The sequence below is a fragment of the Micromonospora sp. NPDC004704 genome (assembly GCF_053601675.1).
In genome coordinates, this window is record NZ_JBSGCD010000017.1 from 73,169 (window position 1) to 90,588 (window position 17,420).

At 67.9% G+C, this 17,420-nt stretch carries 18 protein-coding genes and 4 pseudogenes; 10 read left to right on the forward strand and 12 right to left on the reverse strand.

What is annotated here, in order from left to right:
• Positions 1–149 precede the first annotated feature (149 nt).
• Complete coding sequence (locus ACWEFB_RS22800; RefSeq protein WP_452288376.1) at positions 150–305, forward strand: hypothetical protein; 156 nt, start codon at positions 150–152, stop codon at positions 303–305.
• A gap of 56 nt (positions 306–361) precedes the next feature.
• On the opposite strand, the pseudogene ACWEFB_RS22805 reads toward ACWEFB_RS22800, so the two are convergent.
• Positions 362–872 (reverse strand): annotated as a pseudogene (locus ACWEFB_RS22805) (sensor histidine kinase); the annotation flags it as partial.
• On the opposite strand from ACWEFB_RS22805, the gene ACWEFB_RS22810 reads away from it, so the two are divergent.
• Together ACWEFB_RS22810 and ACWEFB_RS22815 are read left to right on the forward strand one after the other, a co-directional pair.
• The gene (locus ACWEFB_RS22810; protein ID WP_452288378.1) at positions 781–1,233 is read left to right on the forward strand and encodes a hypothetical protein; all 453 of its coding nucleotides are present in this window, start codon (positions 781–783) and stop codon (positions 1,231–1,233) included. The pseudogene ACWEFB_RS22805 and the gene ACWEFB_RS22810 sit on opposite strands and share 92 nt — an antisense overlap.
• A 15-nt stretch (positions 1,234–1,248) precedes the next feature.
• Positions 1,249–1,476 carry a preprotein translocase YidC gene (locus ACWEFB_RS22815; protein ID WP_452288380.1) on the forward strand — a complete coding sequence of 76 codons (228 nt, stop codon included), beginning with the start codon at positions 1,249–1,251 and terminating at the stop codon, positions 1,474–1,476.
• Positions 1,477–1,511: 35 nt separating this feature from the next.
• Here the strand turns inward: ACWEFB_RS22815 and ACWEFB_RS22820 are convergent, their stop codons facing one another.
• The gene (locus tag ACWEFB_RS22820; RefSeq protein ID WP_452288382.1) at positions 1,512–2,456 is read right to left on the reverse strand and encodes an ArsR/SmtB family transcription factor; all 945 of its coding nucleotides are present in this window, start codon (positions 2,454–2,456) and stop codon (positions 1,512–1,514) included.
• Between the two features lie 113 nt (positions 2,457–2,569).
• On the opposite strand from ACWEFB_RS22820, the pseudogene ACWEFB_RS22825 reads away from it, so the two are divergent.
• Positions 2,570–3,454: pseudogene (locus ACWEFB_RS22825) on the forward strand (aldo/keto reductase); the annotation flags it as partial.
• 166 nt (positions 3,455–3,620) lie between these two features.
• Here the strand turns inward: ACWEFB_RS22825 and ACWEFB_RS22830 are convergent.
• Together ACWEFB_RS22830 and ACWEFB_RS22835 are read right to left on the reverse strand one after the other, a co-directional pair.
• Positions 3,621–3,749: pseudogene (locus ACWEFB_RS22830) on the reverse strand (VOC family protein); the annotation flags it as partial.
• A 124-nt stretch (positions 3,750–3,873) separates the two neighbouring features.
• Positions 3,874–5,928 (reverse strand): serine/threonine protein kinase, encoded by a 2,055-nt coding sequence (locus ACWEFB_RS22835; RefSeq protein WP_452288496.1) that lies wholly within the window; start codon positions 5,926–5,928, stop codon positions 3,874–3,876.
• A 533-nt stretch (positions 5,929–6,461) separates the two neighbouring features.
• On the opposite strand from ACWEFB_RS22835, the gene ACWEFB_RS22840 reads away from it, so the two are divergent.
• Positions 6,462–6,977 carry an NADAR domain-containing protein gene (locus tag ACWEFB_RS22840; protein WP_452288384.1) on the forward strand — a complete coding sequence of 172 codons (516 nt, stop codon included), beginning with the start codon at positions 6,462–6,464 and terminating at the stop codon, positions 6,975–6,977.
• Positions 6,978–7,278: 301 nt separating this feature from the next.
• Complete coding sequence (locus ACWEFB_RS22845) at positions 7,279–7,665, forward strand: hypothetical protein (RefSeq protein WP_452288386.1); 387 nt, start codon at positions 7,279–7,281, stop codon at positions 7,663–7,665.
• Between the two features lie 146 nt (positions 7,666–7,811).
• Here the strand turns inward: ACWEFB_RS22845 and ACWEFB_RS22850 are convergent, their stop codons facing one another.
• From ACWEFB_RS22850 to ACWEFB_RS22880, 7 genes and pseudogenes are all read right to left on the reverse strand, one after another.
• The gene (locus ACWEFB_RS22850; protein ID WP_452288388.1) at positions 7,812–8,525 is read right to left on the reverse strand and encodes a GAF and ANTAR domain-containing protein; all 714 of its coding nucleotides are present in this window, start codon (positions 8,523–8,525) and stop codon (positions 7,812–7,814) included.
• Between the two features lie 624 nt (positions 8,526–9,149).
• Entirely contained in the window at positions 9,150–9,941 is a 792-nt protein-coding gene (locus ACWEFB_RS22855; RefSeq protein ID WP_452288390.1) for a SigB/SigF/SigG family RNA polymerase sigma factor, read from the reverse strand.
• Between the two features lie 503 nt (positions 9,942–10,444).
• Positions 10,445–10,705, reverse strand: a pseudogene (locus tag ACWEFB_RS22860) (cytochrome ubiquinol oxidase subunit I); the annotation flags it as partial.
• Between the two features lie 165 nt (positions 10,706–10,870).
• Positions 10,871–11,023, reverse strand: coding sequence for a hypothetical protein (locus ACWEFB_RS22865; RefSeq protein WP_452288392.1), 153 nt, complete (start codon positions 11,021–11,023; stop codon positions 10,871–10,873).
• A 69-nt stretch (positions 11,024–11,092) separates the two neighbouring features.
• Positions 11,093–11,701: a DUF3618 domain-containing protein gene (locus tag ACWEFB_RS22870; RefSeq protein ID WP_452288394.1), complete on the reverse strand. Its 609-nt coding sequence runs from the start codon at positions 11,699–11,701 to the stop codon at positions 11,093–11,095.
• Entirely contained in the window at positions 11,698–12,144 is a 447-nt protein-coding gene (locus ACWEFB_RS22875; RefSeq protein WP_452288396.1) for a phage holin family protein, read from the reverse strand. The genes ACWEFB_RS22870 and ACWEFB_RS22875 overlap by 4 nt, the downstream gene beginning before the upstream one ends.
• Positions 12,141–12,890 carry a hypothetical protein gene (locus ACWEFB_RS22880; protein ID WP_452288398.1) on the reverse strand — a complete coding sequence of 250 codons (750 nt, stop codon included), beginning with the start codon at positions 12,888–12,890 and terminating at the stop codon, positions 12,141–12,143. Before ACWEFB_RS22880 ends, ACWEFB_RS22875 begins: the two co-directional genes overlap by 4 nt.
• Positions 12,891–13,294: 404 nt before the next feature.
• On the opposite strand from ACWEFB_RS22880, the gene ACWEFB_RS22885 reads away from it, so the two are divergent.
• Both ACWEFB_RS22885 and ACWEFB_RS22890 read left to right on the forward strand, forming a co-directional pair.
• Positions 13,295–14,320 (forward strand): alpha/beta fold hydrolase, encoded by a 1,026-nt coding sequence (locus ACWEFB_RS22885; RefSeq protein ID WP_452288400.1) that lies wholly within the window; start codon positions 13,295–13,297, stop codon positions 14,318–14,320.
• A 9-nt stretch (positions 14,321–14,329) separates the two neighbouring features.
• On the forward strand, positions 14,330–15,586 hold the full coding sequence (locus ACWEFB_RS22890) for a PP2C family protein-serine/threonine phosphatase (RefSeq protein ID WP_452288402.1): 1,257 nt from the start codon (positions 14,330–14,332) through the stop codon (positions 15,584–15,586).
• On the opposite strand, the gene ACWEFB_RS22895 is transcribed toward ACWEFB_RS22890, so the two are convergent.
• Positions 15,587–15,949, reverse strand: coding sequence for an STAS domain-containing protein (locus tag ACWEFB_RS22895; RefSeq protein WP_452288404.1), 363 nt, complete (start codon positions 15,947–15,949; stop codon positions 15,587–15,589).
• Between the two features lie 202 nt (positions 15,950–16,151).
• Here ACWEFB_RS22895 and ACWEFB_RS22900 point away from each other — a divergent pair, with 202 nt between their 5' ends.
• Together ACWEFB_RS22900 and ACWEFB_RS22905 are read left to right on the forward strand one after the other, a co-directional pair.
• On the forward strand, positions 16,152–16,574 hold the full coding sequence (locus ACWEFB_RS22900) for an ATP-binding protein (RefSeq protein ID WP_452288406.1): 423 nt from the start codon (positions 16,152–16,154) through the stop codon (positions 16,572–16,574).
• A 277-nt stretch (positions 16,575–16,851) separates the two neighbouring features.
• Positions 16,852–17,055 (forward strand): hypothetical protein, encoded by a 204-nt coding sequence (locus ACWEFB_RS22905; RefSeq protein WP_452288408.1) that lies wholly within the window; start codon positions 16,852–16,854, stop codon positions 17,053–17,055.
• Positions 17,056–17,420: the final 365 nt, after the last annotated feature.

Consider the following 17,420-nt stretch of genomic DNA (forward strand, 5'->3'; position numbering starts at 1 on the left):
GAGCCGCACCGCCTCGACGCCAAGGATCTGACGACGGTCTTGTTATCGCTCACAGCTGATGCCGACACCGACGTCCACGGCGTACCGGACGGCCTACGAGGTCCCCGGCCGGCCGGGCTGAACGCCCCTCGACACTTGCCCGTTCGAGGGTGACGGTCGGGGCGCACGCTCCGACGTGGAGCGCACCTCGCCTCGGTGCCGGACGTGGCACCCGACTGGCCGGGAACCTTGCCACGCTCCTCATCGCCGCCGCGCTGACGGTTGGTGGCGCGTTCGGCTACGAGCGCCGCAACCTGCGGGGGTGACCCGTCCACGGTCCCAGCGTTGCCGGTGCGGGTGACACCCCCGGGCGTTGACCTCGTCAGGCGGCAGTCAACCGGACCACGAACTGGCAGCCCTCGGCGGTGTTGCGCACCTCGACCCGACCTCCGTGGGCCTCGACCAGCCCGTGGACGATGGCCAGGCCGAGTCCGCCGGAGGCGTCACCGTTGCCGTTACCCGGTCCGGGGGTGCGTGCCGGTTCACCTCGGAACGCCACGTCGAACAGCCGGGGAAGGTCGGCCGGGGGGATGCCGCCGCAGGTGTCGGCCACCGACAGCCAGGCGTGGTCCCGCTCGCGGCCCGCCTCGATCCGCACCGTTCCGTCTTCCGGGGGTGTAGCGGACAGCGTTGAGCAGCAGGTTGGCCACCACCCGGGCCAGTTCCGGTTCGCTCGCGGCAACCGTCGGCCACCCCGACTCGCTGGCGACCAGCTTGATCCGGCGGGCAGCGGCGAGCGGGATGGTGCTCGCCAGGGCGTCCGATACCACCTCGCCGAGCGGCACCGCCGTCAACGACAACCGCAGCGCCCCGGCGTTGATCCGGGACAGCTCGCGGGCGCGGGTCCTGACCTACGGGCTGAGCCCCCGCGCCGACGTGCGGGCCATCGACGTCAAGCTTGACGCGCAGGGGCGGCTCGGGTTCCGGCTCGTCGCCCGCGGTGCCGAGGCACGGGTCCGGCTGCGGGTGCACGGAGAACACCAGGTCGGCGATGTCCTCGCCTCGGTGGCGGTCGGTCTCGGCTATCCCCTCGACGCGGTCGCGCAGGCCCTCTCCGATGCCGAGGCGCTGTCCCGTGACGCATGCACGGACGCACGCCGCTCGCGTACGCGAGCCGCAAGCCATCCGGTTGGCCGTACGCCGGATGTTTCGCCCCCGCGGTCCGGGGTAGGCGGCCCGAACGGACATCGGTGAACGCCGGAGGCGATCGTGGCATACCAGGCACGCAACGGTGAGCAGCCCGCACCCGCCGAGAACGATGCCAACCGGGTCGCACTGCCCCAGGTGACGGCGGACACCGACGTGCCGGCGCCGGACGACACCGACGAGCAGCCGGACATCGTCACCGAAGACGACGGCGCGGGCATGGCCGGCGGCTCCTCCGGCAGCAGCAGTGGCGGTTCCAGCATGCCGGGACATCCGGACGCGGCCAACTGACTTCTCGCACGGCAGGCCGCACGACCGAACCCGGCTCACATGGCGGCGGTGAGGACGGATTCGGCCACGGACGTGCGCGCGTAGAGCACCGAGCGGCCGGCTCGGTGGGCGCTGACAAGGCCCGCGTCGCACAGCGCGGTCAGGTGCTGGGATACGCCGGCCGCGGAGATCCCGGTACGGCGGGCCAGTTCGGTGGTGGAGGCCGGTGTTTCCAGTTCGGTCAGCAGCAGGGTCCGTGACCGGCCCAGTACGGCGGCGATAGCGTCGGTCCCCGTCGTCGGCCGTGATGCCCACAGTGCACCAACGCCGCGCGCCGGGTAGGCGAGTTGCGGCGGCTCGGGCATCCTGACCCGGGTGAACGGACCCGGGCCGGTGAAGACCGAGGGAACCAGCAGTAGTCCCTCGCCCGCCGTCGTACGGCACAGCGCCCGCCGCCGGCGGGTCAGTCGTAGTGCGTTGTCACCCCAACTCAGCGAGGGGTGCAGCTCGTTGAAGAGGTGAGCCGTGCCGTGCTCGGCAACCTGCCTGGCCCGGTAGAAGACGTCTGCGTGGAGCACCGCCCGGATCCGCGCCCAGTACGGGGCGAGCGCCAGTTCCCAGTAGGCCCCGATCTCTTCCGTGAGCCGAACCAGACGGGCCTGCGGCTCGACGTACAGGGCCTGCGACCGGGGACCGAGCCGCCCCTGCTCGCCGGCCAGGCGGTCGAGGTCCTGCCGTACCTGTCCGGCGGGAGCAGCCAGCATGCCGGCCAGTTCGACCGTCAATGTGGGGGCCGGTCCGGCGGGTGCCGGGTTGAGGAAGTCGGGGACGTAGCCCGAGGGCGGGATCAGTTCGGCGAGCCAGCCTCGGTCCAGCCCGGCGGCGGCCACGCGTGGTCGTACCTGCTCAAGCCAGGGCTGATGCACGGGGTGCACGGAACCGGAGCGCAGCAGCCGGAAGCTGGTCCCGACCTCCCACATCGGCGAAACGGCGAACCGCATCTGCGCCAGATCACTCGCCGAAAACGCCAGTTGCTCCAGGCCGACCACTCCTCGCGGATTCGGGCATGCCTTAATCAATGGCTGCCAGGCTACCCCGTCGAGATCATTGCGGCATGACCTCGGAAACGATCACCGCAGCCGCGTCGGGCACCTGGACGCTCGGCGACCTGAAGATCAACCGGATCGGTTTCGGTGCGATGCGTCTTGCCCAGGAAGGCGCGGCGTTCCGGACGGACGGCACCGCGCGTGACCGTGGCCAAGCGATCAGCGTCCTGCGCCGCGCGGTCGAACTCGGCGTGAACCACATCGACACCGCCGCCTTCTACTTCTCCCCGTTGCGTTCCGCCAACGAGCTGATCAACCGGGCGCTGGCCCCGTATCCCGACGATCTCGTCATCACCACCAAGGTCGGACCGGGCCGGGACCCGTCCGGTCGATGGCTCCCCCACGCCGGCCCCCAGCAGCTGCGCGGCCAGGTCGAGGAGAACCTGCGTCAGCTCGGCCGGGACCATCTCGACGTGGTGAACCTACGCGTCGTCGGCACCGACTCGATCGCCGAACGGTTCGGCGTCCTGGCCGAACTACGCGACGCCGGCCTCATCCGCCACCTGGGCATCTCCAACGTCAACGCCGAACGCCTCGCCGAGGCCCGGGCCATCGCACCGGTGGTCTGCGTGCAGAACCGGTACGGCCTCGGCACACCACCCCAGTACGACGAGTTCCTGCGTACCTGCGGTGAGCAGGAGGTCGCATTCGTACCGTTCTACGCAATCGCCGGAGCCGGACGCGACGCGGGCGCGACGGTCGCCGACACAGCGGAGGTGCTTGCCATCGCACGCGCCCACGGGGCGAGCGCCGCACAGGTCCGGCTGGCATGGACACTGCACCAGGGGCCGCACGTGCTGGCCATCCCCGGCACCGGCAATCCGGAACACCTGGTCGCGAACGTGGCCGCCGGCGCACTACGCCTGTCCAACGACGACCTGGCCGTACTGAATTCCCTGCACCGGCGCGGCAACGACGCCACGATACGACGGCCCAAACAACGAGTTGACGCCCGGGATCAGCCGGCCAGCAACGCGTCATTCATTTCGGCGACGACCCCATGGTCGGCCGGAGGCCCACCTTGCTGGAACTCGGTGATGCCGAGTCCGACCACGGGCCGCGCTTGAGACGTCCGTCGTCAGCGAGCGACGGGGAGTCCTCGACAAGGTCAAACCCGAGTACGCCGGTGAAGAACGCAATGGCAGGTCATACTCGTCAACGATCAGGAGCTACCAAGTCGATCTGCATGTCGGGCAGCGCACGCGAGCAGTCGCCTCCGAGGCTGCCGCGCCTTGACGGTTGCAGAGAGCGCGCCGTGGGGGCGGATCGCCGACCCGGACGCGCTGGTGACCGGGACCGCGACGCAACCGGGTCAGGGGTTGTCAATCTTGGTCAGCGTGGTGACCTCGCCGTTGGTGGTGGTAACCGCGACCAGCCCACCCTGCTTCCCGGCCAGCCACTTGGTGAAGTCGGACGCAGAGATGGAGTGACCGGCGCCGGCGTGCACCGAGACGATGCCGTCCCCGCCGCCGACGTTCTCCCACGACGTCAGTTTCGGCGCGGACCGGACCGGGATCGTCACCTTCGTGTGGCTCTCGACGATCTGGTACGGGTCGCTGCACTTGATATCGCTCGAGTCAATCTTGAATTGCTTGCAGTAGTCCGCACTGGCCATCACGAGCACCGGCTGAGCCACCGCGGAGCGCGCGACCGGATCGTACGAGTAAAGCTCCACCATCGACTGACTGGAGCCAGTCGTAGGATCAGTGAAGTGCGCCGGCTGACCCACCACCGGTGACCGGAAATCGACGTTCGCGAAGGCCACTGTGGCGTCCCCCTCGCTCGCGTCGTTGAGCGCCCCGAGCACGACCCGGCCCGCGACCAGCTGCGGGTCGGTGACCGGCACGCTCAGAGCAGGCGTACCGTCGACCGTCACCTGGGCCGTGCCGTTGTGCACGGTGATGCCGGTCCGGTGCGTCTGCCCGACCTGGAACGCGCTCGAGGCGACCCGCTGCTCCGAATTGAACCCATTTCCCGAGCTTTCGTCGATCCCCAGCCGGATTTCGTTTTCGCAGAACGAGGCTACGTAGCCGTGCTGGTCGACGACCCGGAACCAGATCGCCGCGCAGGCGCCCTTGGTGACGATGCCGACGTCGGCCGCGATCGTCTGGTCGCCGGCGAACGAGTCCTGCGGCCCCTTGCACTGATAGAGGGTGGACATGTGTGTTGTCGCCAGCATCCGCCGGTCAAAGGTGCACCACCCGGCGGCGCTGTCGGCAGTCTGGTCGGCCTTCCACAGGCCGCGCCGGTCGAGTCGGTCGGACACCCCCGGCCCCTGGATCCGTGGCGTGTCTGAGACGGCCACCGTCGAGTTGGGCGCGGCCGACGCCGACGTGCTGGGCACGACGGACGCCAGCGTCTCACCCGGCTCGTTGCGCGACAACGCGAATCCGATACCGGCACTCACGACGGTCGCGGCCACGGCCACGGCCACCAGGCGGCTCACCCGCCGACGAACGGGTGTGGCCGGCTCGCGTACGGCGGAAGGCCGCACCCGACCCGTGTGCTGGGCCGCCTCGGCGGCCTTGAGCAGCTCCGGCCGCTGGGCGAGCGCTCCCCCCGTTTCCGCCTCCAGCAGCAGATCGAGCAGTTGGTGTGCGGTCGGCCGCTCGGTCGGATCCTTGGCTAGCGTGCGGGCCACCAGGTCACGCAACGACCCGCCGAGCCCTGTCAGGTCGGGCGGCTGGGTCAGAATGCGAGCCGCCGTGGCGGCCGGGGAATCCGCCCAAAACGGGGTACGTCCGGTCGCCGCGTAAGCCACCACCACACCCCACGCGAACACGTCAGCCGCCGGCCCCACCGTACGATTCGAGTCGTTGTCGAACCGCTCCGGCGCCATGTACGCCACCGTGCCGACCATCTGGTCTGTCTTGGTATGCCGGCTGGTCGCCTCGAGCGCCCGCGCGATCCCGAAGTCGATCACCTTGGGCGTACCCAGCGAGAACAGCACGTTCTGCGGCTTCAGGTCCCGGTGGATGACCCCCACTCCATGGATCGCCGCCAGCGCCGTGGCCACCCCGACCGCCACGCTGTGCAGTGTGCCGCCGTCCAGCGGCCCTCGCTCCCGGATCACCTCGGAGAGACTCGGCCCGTCGACGTACTCGACCACCAGATACGGCGTCTCGTGATCCGGGTCGGCGTCGAGCACCGCCGCCGTGCAGAAGCCGGGCACCTCGCGGGCCCGGTTGACCTCGCTGCGGAAGCGCCCCCGGAACTCGGTGTCCCAGGCGTGCTCGGCCCGCAACATCTTGACCGCCACCAGCCGGCCATCCGGCGAGCGTCCGAGGAAGACGGTGCCCATGCCGCCCTCGCCAAGACGACCGAGCAGCTCATAGTTACCAAGCCACCGCGGGTCGTTCGGCATCATTGGATAGGTCACACGCGGCAGGATACCGGCTTCCCGCTCGACCCCCTCGTCTCGATGCTCACGAGATGGCCTCCCATCCAACGAAGCAATCGCCCGTTGAGCGCCGTCCCGGCATCGTCGCTATAAGGAGCGCCGCCGACGGTCCGACGCACTACTTTCGGCACGAGCGCTCCCGCTGCCCGACCAAGACGTCGAGAAGAGACCCCTCGCGTTCGCGCCCGGCGCGTCCGATCGTGGATGAGCGAGCGAAGGCCACGCGGTCCCATCTACGCTCGCTGTACAGCGCAAGCAGGAAAGTCCCCTCGTCGCTGGTAAACTCGCGACACAGAACCTCAAGTGCATCCACGAAGCGATCCTTGCAGGCATCACGCGGGTCCGACAGCCGCTAGCCCGGAAAGTTGTTAGTGCTCCGACCGGGAAGGTTTACCGGGTCGGTGGCGCGCTGAAAGGCCGAGCCCGGCGAAGAATACTGGTTGCGGGGGCTAGGCCATGCCTGAGACGGTGCGTGCTTCCGTAACACCCGTGAGGTTCCCGTGACGATCTACTTCTATGGCGCTGGCGAAGTCCCTTATGGATGCTTTTCTAACTTTTCCGATCACGGCTTCGACCTCGAAGAAGTCTGGTGGCCGACCTCGGAGCACTACTTCCAGGCGCAAAAATTCAAGGGCACTCGTCACGCGGATCTCGTCCGGCGTGCTCACACACCGCTGCGGGCAGCGGAGCTGGGCCGTGACTCGTCAAAACCTCTGCGGAGGGACTGGGAACGGGTCAAGGACGACGTGATGCGCCGTGCGGTGGCAACCAAGTTCCGCGCGCACGCCGATATCCGTGACATTCTGTTGTCCACCGGTGACGAAGAGATCGTCGAAGACACGACCACCGATCACTACTGGGGTCGGGGCACGACCGGAAACGGCAAGAACATGCTCGGGCGGATTCTGGTGCGCACCCGTAGCCAGTTACGCGCCGAACTCGCCGAAGCTCTTGACAGCGATGGCCGCCGCCCGAGCGGTGATCCGGGACATGTGGACGATGTGCCGCATGTGTAGGACGGCTCAGGCCACGGTCTTGAAGGCGGGGCGCCCTCCCCAGCGGATGCCCTTCTCGCTGTGAATGCGGGCACAGTCTCGGCGATGTGCGGCGAGTATGTCGGCGTGGCGGGCGTGGACGTTGCGCCACCGCAGGTAGGCGTGCAGCGCGCGGGTCTGCACGGTGTGATTAGGTGGTGGGAGTTGGTCTTCTTGATCACTTAATCGGCGTACTCGAAGAGGTTCTGCCACCCCGACAGCCTTGACCCCGCCGGGGCTCCACCGGGGACCCGGCCGGCGTGTCACTCAACCCGGCCGACGTTTGACAGGTGCAGAAACCGAAAGAGAAATCTACGGACTTGGGCAGGACGCGGGACGGATCGAGCAGCGTCTGGAGGGCCACGACGACCATCTCCGCCGGATCGACGATTCGATCCACTCCCTCACCAGGGCAGTACAGGGGCTGACTGACGATCTTCACGCCAACGTCACCCTCTTCAGCACCAATATCACCTCCGACCGCCGCGACGCCGAAGAACGGGAAAGGATCGCGGTGACCGTTGCCGCCGCCCTCGTCGAGAAGGCGACCAGCGTCGAGAGAGGGAAGGCAAATCGGTGGACGGCGTGGCGACGCTCCGCCGCGATTCTCGGCGCGGTCATTCTCGTTGGCAACTTCGCCCTGGCGCTGTATCTGACGTTTTATCGCTGACCCCCTGTGTCTCACGGCCGTACCGGTCTCCTTCGCCCGCCGCCGCACGCCGAGAGCAGCAGGGTCCGGGAGAGACGGCAGCCCACCGATGACGAAGGCTTCCGTGGCCACCAGGGCTGGTGCTCAGCCGAGGGGTCGGCGACCTGTTACGGCTTCGGAGACCCGGCGGCGCGGTCGACGAGCGCGGCGGCGACGTCGCGGAGTTTGCGGTTGGAGTCCTGGGACACTTTCACGAGAATCGCGAACGCCTCGTCGGCGGTGCAGCGACGGTCACCCATGACGATGCCCTTGGCCTGCTCGATGACCGCTCGACTCTGCATCGCCGCCTCCATCTGTTGTGCCAGTGTGGCGGTGCTGTGGTAGAGATGGGCGTTGGCCAGGGCGACGGCGGCGTAGGCGGCGAACGTCTGGGCAAGAGTGACCGCGTCCTCGTCGAAGGCCTCGGGCTTGACGCCGTAGATGTTGAGTGCCCCGACGACCGCTTCCTGAACCGGCAACCCGATCGACAAGGAACTCTGCGCACCCTCCGTACGGGCGCGGGCCGCCCAGTCCGGCCAGCGGGTCTCGGCCAACATGTCAGGCACGGACATGGTGGTGGCGGTCACGGCGGCGTCCAGGCATGGACCGTGGCCGCTCTCGTACTGCCATTCGTCCAGGCTCAACGCGAGCCCACCGGTGAACGCGGCGGTACGGGCGTTGTCGCCGCGTACCAAGGTGACCGACACCTCTTCCGCGCCCGGAATGGTCCGCTTCGCGAGCTGGGCTATCCGGTCCAGGATTCCGTCGAGATCGGTGTCGCTGAGCTTGATCCGCCCGAGTTCAGCGAACGCGTCGGTAGGATCCAGCGGTGTATCGGACATGGCAGGGGAATCCTCGCGAACAGCGCCGTCACCGTACTTTGCGGCAATAGGGGCGCGTTGGCGGCCCGCGTTCGCGGACCGCTGCACGGACCAGCCGGAGCCGGATCCGAAACCCCGCCGCTTACATGACGTTGGCTCGCCGATTCCCAGAAGCCGGGCATCAGCCACAGACCTCAACCATACGCCGCCCTACTGCGAAACCCCGGGACCGCCGGGTCGGAACCTGCCCAGCTCAACAGGCCGGCTACGCCACACCTCCCCGGAGCTGGACTTCTCGCGGGTCAAGCCGCGCACCCAGGACTGCTCCCTTGCAGAGAGGGGTGCCTCCGGATCCCTCGTCACCGTGCGTCGCCCCATGGCATTGCCCGACGCGTTCTGCACTCACCGGCGTGGAACACATGCTCGGCATCGACACCCAGCCCCACCCGCACGGCCGCCATCGATAGATGGCTCAGCGACCGGCACTGACAATCGTGGAGCCCAGGTGCGACGGAGAGCGCGTACGCGGTGCGGTTTTCCCCTCGATCTGGCGGGCCTCAGTTGTCGACCGGCTGCTACCCGCGCACGCGGGCGCTCTGGGTCGGGTGCCGCTTCAAACCGTCACGTCCTCCCGAACCAGCTTTTTCATGCCGCCAGGTACGGGCGGAGCTTGGCGAGGGCCTGCGCCAGCAGACGGCAGACGTGCATCTGCGAGACACCAACCTGCTCGGCGATCTGGGTCTGGGTCAAATTGCCGTAGAAGCGCAGCGCGATGATCCTCTGCTCCCGCTCGGTGAGAGCCGCGAGTGCCGGTCCGAGGGCGATGCGCAGTTCGACCTGTTCATATCCGCTGTCAGGTCCGCCAAGGATGTCGCCCAGTTCGGTGCCCTGCTCGTGCGAGACCGGAGTGGAGAGCGAGATGGCGCGGTACGCGCGAGCTCCTTCCAGTCCCTCAAGTACCTCCTCCTCGCCCATCCCGAGTTCGACGGCGAGTTCGTGAACGGTGGGAGACCGGCGGAGCCGACCGGTGAGAGCTTCGGTGGCGGCGGCGAGCGCGAGCCGTCGTTCTTGTAGCTTGCGGGGGACCCTCAGGTTCCAGGTGTGGTCACGGAAGTGCCTTTTGATTTCGCCGGTGATGGTGGGGACCGCGAAACCGACAAACGCGATCCCGAAGGTGGGGTCGAACCGGTCGACCGCTCTGATCAGAGCGACAGTGGCGGTCTGGACGAGGTCGTCAAGAGGTTCGCCCCGGCCGCTGTAACGGGCCGCCAGGTGACGGGCCAGGGGCAGGAAGGCACGGATGACCTCGTCGCGGAGCCTGTCGCGGTCGGGGTGATCCGGACTGCTGGACGCAAACTGGAGCAGTAGGTCTGCGGCTGTCTGGTCATCGACCCGTCCAGCCGGTCCGTACCGGCTCGCCACACTGTTCGTGATCACGATTTCACTCGTCTCTCTGGGCTGGAGGGCTCGACCAACCGGGCGGTTCGACCTGGCCGTGACCGCAGCAGGATTCGCCTGCCGTCACCGTCGCTGCGTCGCCCGGCGAGGAAATCGGTACCGCGTCGGCCATCGATCCGGAGAGCGACGACGTACCGATCGCTGGACAGGGCGCAGTGATTGGCCCGCTCGCGTGGCGGGTCGCAGGAAAGGAAAGGAGTCTTGTTCGGTGACACCGGTGGTGCGCATAGATGCGGCACACTCGGCAAAGGACCGAGCATGGGCAACCTGCTCAGAACCAGGCCGGATCTGGGGAGACGCACAATGGGAAGGGCCGGCCATGGGCGCTCGGATATGAGCACCTGCATCCAGGTCACGTGGCGAACAAGGTGGGCGCGTGGCTTGACCCGGATCCCACCTTATGCGGACCGGTCGGAGTCCGCCACTCGAGAGGCTCCCTAGCCTTGCAAGGTGACCATCGACGGAGCGGCGGCGGCACGTGGTGGGGCGTACTTGACGTCGAAGGCGGGGCCCTCGGAGCGGAGCCGGGGCATTCGGTCGAAGTTTCGCAGCGGCGGTGGGCAACTGGTCGCCCATTCCAGCGAGTTGCCGAAGCCCCACGTGTCGTCGACGGTGACCAGTGGGCCGAAGCGCCAGGACTCCCAGACGTTGTAGATCACGAACAGCGTCGAGCCATCCAGCACGAACGAGCCGATCGTCGAGACGGTGTTCAGGGTTGTGAAACCGTCGTTCGGACGGTAATCGGCCGGGCCCCCGAGCCTACCGGCGCTCCGCTGGTGCATCCCTCCCCAGGCATGTCCCATACCGCACCCGTACGCAGGGCGACGGTCGCCGTGAGCGCGGTCTTCCTGCTGGTCGGTGTCCTGGGCATCGTGCCCGAAGTAACGACGAACTACGACTCGTGTTCGTCAGGTATCGGTGACGGATACCGATGTTGAGCGGTTGCCTGCGACCTGGGCCAGTTCCTTGACGAAGAACCACCACGGTACTGCCGGCGGCGCGATATGCGCCGCCGGCAGCGACCCGTCGAACCGGAACTCAGCCTGTCGGATTATCGCCACGACTGCTCGCCTCCCGGCGATCCCGGAAAGTCCCTCTCGCCTCACGCGTTGGTGGTTACCCGCTCGGAGTCAGGATCGGACCTGATCGGGCGCGTGGTCCCGGACGTTCTGGACGGCCGAACGACCGTCGTCCTTCACCGTTTGAACGGCGTCGCTTGCGGTGGAACGTACCGCCTCGGCGGCCCGCTGAGCCGGCTCGCGCAGCTGCTCACGGCCCTGCTGGGCTACCTCCGCGAGCTTGTCCTTGAGCTCGCCGCTGTGCTCACCGACCTTCTTCTTGAGCCGGTCGGCGGCCTGTTGCTCGCGGTCGGTGGCCGGCATCAGCGACGAGATGAGCCAACCGACACCGAACGCGATCAGGCCGGCGGCCAAGGGATTCCCCTCGGACTGCTGCCGCACCTTCCCCGGAGCCTGCTTTGCGGCATCGCCGACCGCCGTAACCGCAGACGATGCGTGGTCGGTCAGCGACGACGCGGTCGAGGTGGTGCTCTCACCGATGTCCGAAACGGTACCCATAACCTTGTCCCTCACATTCCCTACAGCCCCCCGGACGCGCTGTTTACGGTCCGCGATGATCCGGGCCGGACTCACCTTGTACGCCAGCGCGTCCACATCGGTGCTCAATTCGATTCGAGTCTGTTCGATCTCGCGCCGGATCTGCTCCGGATCGTTGGTCATCGGTCGACCCCTTCCTGATTCGGCTTCAAGGCCCCCGGAATTTTCTGCATGCTTTCCGTGGTTCGCCGCAATCCCCGCACCCGCTGGGCATTCGACTTCGCCTTGGCGTACAGCACGCCCGCGACCGTGGCCCAGACGACTGCGACGATCAAGGCCGCCCAGCCCTGGTCCATGACGTTGGACAACCCGCTCCAGAGGGCGAGGGAGAGGAAGAGCACGACCATGAAGCCACCAAGGCCGGCACCGCCGAAGAGACCGGCCGCCTTACCCGCCTTGGCGCCCTCTTGGCGCAACTCTGCCTTCGCCAAGGTCACCTCCTGGCGTACCAGCTCGGACAGGTCTTCGCTGACCTGCCGCATCAGGTCACCCAGGGACCGGTTTGGTGCCTCCTCGACCGTGTCGGCACTCGTCCGATAGCCAGGCATGGAGTTGGGAGCGGTCATGGCCGCACACCTGCCGGCGACGACGATGAAAGACCTTCGAGGTCCGCCGGGTCCGCCACACGCGTCATTCCGCGCGCCGGCTGGGTGGTCGGACTCTGCGAGGCGGGTGCCGCCACCGACAGAGCGCTGGTCGACGCGTCGTCGACCTGCCCAACGGAACCGTTGGCGGGCGGCGCCGTTTCGGCCACGACGAGCCCGTGGTCGCCGGCAGCGGCATCCTGAACACCGCTGCCTCCCATGTTCCGGGTCAGGCGCCCGGCGACCACTCCCAGCAGGGCCGCACCGACGAGGAACGTCGCGGGATTGCGCCTGGCATACGCCCGGACCTCAGTGAGCAGGTCGCCCGGCTCGCGCTCCTCCAGCCAGCCCGCGGTGACGTGAATCCTCTCGGCGGCCTGCCGGGCAAACTCGGAGACCGGGCCTGACTGACCACCCTGCTCTGCCATCGCCCGCATCTCGTCGGCGAGCGACCGCAGGCCGCCGGCTGTTCGACGCTGCTGCTCACCAGCTTGCGAGGCAAGTTGCCCACGGGCCTCGCCGTAGAGATTCCGAGCCTGCCGGGTTGCCTCGGCGAGCGTTTCCCCGCCCTGCTCCTTCACCGTTGCGGTGACATTTCGCCCGGCCTGCGCCGCCTGGGCACCGACCTCTCGCACTGTGTCGGTTGCGGACTCCCGGCCAACGGACGTCGATGAGGCCGACGAATTTATCGTCATGATGCCCTTCCAGGTAGATATTGACAGATGCATTGACTGATTCGATTCCGTGCGACGGCCTGCTACCCCCCAATCGCGGGACTACACGTCGAAGCTCTTCCATCTTTTTCGGAGCGACCGGTCCTCTGTTCGCAGGACGGAGCCGGCCTACACTGTGCTCGGCGCGCAGGGTCGCTCTCCCCTGTTGACATGCCCCACCTGCAGTTGCCTGTGCACACGCCGGTCCGAAAGCGCAGGGGAGGAGTCCGCTCTGGTCAACGAGGTGAGGATTCGGCTTCCCACGCGAAATGTGGCCGCCAGTCCCCGCACGGTGCGCGGTCTGGGCCAGGGGGCGGTCCATTGGGCCCGATTTCTGCCAGCAGCGCGCCGGCCGTGCCCCAGCCGCATGACCGGTGCCGCCGAGCCAGGAGTTGCCACCGGACAGCAGCTTCCACTGAATGCTTTTTCTCACACGGAGGCCCCCCATCAGCCCTGCCAGCGCTCACCACCGTCGCTGGAACCGCTCTGGACGACTGACCGCAACGGAACGCCGGGCGGCACTCGCGGCTCCTGCGCCGACCGGCGGATTCTCCAGCCGTTGGGTACAGGTAGCCGGCCTGCGGCTGCACGTCCGGGAACGAATCACCGCCGACGCCGCCACGCCGTGTGTGCTCCTGCACGGTCTCGCCGTCTCGCACCGTTACCTGATGCCCACCGCGTTGCGGCTCGGCGGTCGTTCCGTCTACGTTCCCGACCTGCCCGGCTTCGGGTTGTCGGGCAAACCGGGGGCTGTCCTCGACGTCGTCCAGCACGCCGAGGCGGTCGCCGCATTCATGGAAACCCTCGGCGTCGCATCCGCCGCGATACTCGGCAACTCGTTCGGCTGTCAGGTAGCCGTCGAACTCGCGGTGCGCCGCCCGGACCTCGTCGCGGCACTCATCCTCGTCGGTCCTACCACTGATCCGACAGCCGCGACGATGACCGGACAATTACGCCGGCTGCTGCGCGACCTACCTCGCGAGGACTGGCGGCAGACCCCGATTCTCGCCAGGGATCTACGCGACGCGGGACCACGCCGCATCGTCGCCACCCTACGGCACGCTATCGAAGATCACATCGATGCCAAACTCCCCGCGATCAGCGTGCCGACCCTGCTGGTCCGTGGCGACCTCGACCCGATCGCACCAGCGCGCTGGGTAGACCAGGCCGTCCTTCTCACACCGGGTGGCCGCACTCTTACCATCGCCGCCGCCCACAATGCCGTCACCACGGCTGGCCCGAAACTTGCCGCAGCCGTCGACACCTTCCTGCACGGCGACGCAGATCTCGACCACATTGCCGCGCGATCTAAGGCCCCTCCGCCCGGCGGGTCAGACAAACATCTACTGCGGGTGGGTCGCCACGATGGCGATGACGACCGGACCTGGGGTCGTCGACGTGCCGTCACGATCCTCGTGCTGGGCGATGACCAGCGGGTCTCGTAGGCTCCGACAGTGGAAAGCAGTCGAGGGCGGATCATGGCCGACATGTTGGATGCGGCGGAGAACGCCTCGCCGGTCGCGGCGGTCGAGGCGGTCACCCGGGAACTCGGTACGGCGCTGGGGGCACGTAGCGCGGCGTTCCTGATCGCGGACCTCAGCGGCCGGGCGCTGGTCCGGTTGGCCCACGTACCCCTCGACGGCGCCAGTAAGGGACGCCGGGACGGTGACGAGGTCGCCACCGTGATGCCGTTCGACGGCGGTCCCGCCGAGCGGGCGCTGCGCAGCCAGACGGTGCAGGTTGTCGCGCAGCCAGACCGGTGGACGGTGTTGGCGCCGGTGACCGACCGCGGCGAGGCGACCGGCCTGCTGGAGATGGTCCTGCCGGACGAGCCCGCGCCGCAGGTGGTGGAGGAGATCGCCCGCGCGGCTCACGTGTTGGCGTTCGTGGTGATCGCCAACAGGCGGTACACCGATCTTTTCGAGTGGGGGCAACGCACGACCCCGTTCACCCTGTCCGGGGAGATCCAGCGCCGCCTGCTGCCCGCCTCGTTCACGTGTGAGGGTAGTGCTTTCACCCTGTCCGGCTGGCTCGAACCCGCCGCCAGCATCGGCGGGGACACCTTCGACTACAGCCTTGCCCGGGACGTGCTGCACTTCAGCGTCACCGACGCGATGGGCCACGGGGTGGCCAGCGCGCTGACGGCCACGCTGGGCGTGAGTAGCCTGCGCAACAGCCGCCGCCGCGCGGCTTTGCTGGTGGAGCAGGCCAACGCCGCAAATGCCGACTTGGCCGAACACACGACCGTGCCCGGCAGTTACATCACCGCGGTCCTCGGCCGTCTCGACCTGCGTACCGGCGTATGCGCGCTACTCAACGCCGGACACGTGCCACCGCTGCTGGTACGCGACGGGGACACCCGGGCGCTGCCGCTACCGGGCAACTTCCCCCTGGGCATGTTCGCCGGAGCCAATTATCGTGCCGACGAGATCATGCTGTTACCGGGCGACCGTTTGGTAGTGGTTACCGATGGCATGCGGGAGCGCAACGCCGCCAGCCTGGACTTGCCGACCCTGTTGCGGTCGATCGCCGGTCTGCACCCGCGCGAGGCTGTACGGGCGTTGGCCGACGCCGTGCTCGAGGTCAGCGGACCGACTCTGGCCGATGATGCCACCCTGCTCATCCTCGACTGGCACGGCGGGCACAGCGTGGACCGGCGTACCAGCGCCGGCGCCGACCAGGCGCGTGCCAGCACCGCTCTGCCCGACTGACTACCGGCCAGTCGCGTCCGTGGACGGCACATCGGCTTCCGCCGCCCGCACACTGTCATACACGTCGATCACTCGATCCACCGACGTGACCGTCAGGACGCTGTGCACAGCGGGCTGGACTGCGGCGAGGCACAACCGTCCGCCGACGTCACGCAACGCCTTGAACATCACCACCAGCGTGCCCAGCGCGCTGGAGTCCATGAATCCCACCCCGGCCAGATCCAGCACCACCTGACGGTCACCGGCGTCGACCAACCGTTGCAGACCCTCACGCAACTGCGGGGACGTCGCCATGTCCAACTCACCGCGCACCTCGATCACGGTGCAACCCCGGCCCGGCCGGACCGACAACAGTAGATCCACTACAGCCTCCCCACGCCGGTGATTCCCGCTTACCCTATTCTGCCGGTGGGCGAACCGCCGCCGGCCTGGTACATCGGGCTGACACTCTGACCGTTTCACGTCGGCAACCCCGGGTAGTGCTGATCGCGACCGGCGCACCCCGCTTCAACGCATGACACAGCAGTCCGGCGCGGTCACGCACGGGCCGAGGAGGAACTGCGCGATGCGCGTGACCATGACCCTGTCACTCCCGCGGCAACCGTCCACGGTGACCCGCGCCCGTCATGTACTCACCACCCTGCTGAGCCTCACCGACGCCGCCGAGGACACCCGAGGACCCCTCGCCGTGCTGATCACCGAGGCATGCGCCAACGCGGTGATGCACGCCGATCCCGACAGCGCCGTCGACATCACCATCATCATCGACGACCACATCTGCCTACTCGAGGTCGGCAATCGCGGCAGCACCCCCAACGGCGGCCAACTCGACGCCGGTCTCCCCGACCCGCTTACCGTCGGCGGCCGTGGACTGCCCTTGATCGCCGCGCTCGCCGACACCGCCGCCTTCGTCGCCGGGCCACCGGACCAGGTGCTGCTACGCATCACCAAACACCTTGGCGACGTACGAACAACACCGATCCGATGACCGGAAAACGCCACGCCGATTCCCAGCGGTCCACACGACGGCGAGCGAGTCCCGCACATTGAAAACGATGTGTGAGATCCAACTGGTGGGGGTAGAGGATGCCGGGCCGGAGGTAACAAAGCCGGCCGGCGACAATGCCGTTGATTGACAAGCATCAGGAGACTGCCAGAGGAGCACGTCCATCCACGCGAACAACGGCACTACCGACGTCGCGCGCATCCGTACGCGTGGCGACGAGACGAAGCCGTCGTTCAAGACCAGCGAACTGGTCGTCTACGTGCTCGCTGTCATCGGTGTGCTGATCGCCTCCAACGTAGTCGGTGACAGCGGCAACAACGACGGTCATGACCTGTTCGCCGCCGACAAGGCCTGGTGGTTCATCACCCTGCTCACCGTCGGCTACATGGTCAGCCGGGGTCTGGCGAAGGCCGGCAGCCGCAGTAGGGACACCGACCCGCGCACCAGCGTCGACACCCACTAGACACGCGGTACGACGCTGGCCCCGGCGGCCCGACCAGTCCACCTGGCACGGTCACCGCCGGGGCCGTACTGCGTCCGCGTCTTTGACCGTGCAGGTCGGGCGCCCGTTCTTGAGGCAGGGGCGACGGTGCCAGCTCGCGATCCACACCAGGCACCGTCTCACCATTCAGGTGACTCGCCCTGCCGGGCCAACATTACGGGTCACCACGCATGAGCCTTGCGTGACTCCCATCGGGGGTGGGTCGGTTTCCCTCCCGGCCGCCGAGCGTGTGGGCGCGGCCCTTTTGCAGCGACACTCCCGGTGGCGGACCAAGGGTTCGGAGTGGCAGGGCACCTGCCGCTTCGGCCCTCGAGTCATCACGACAG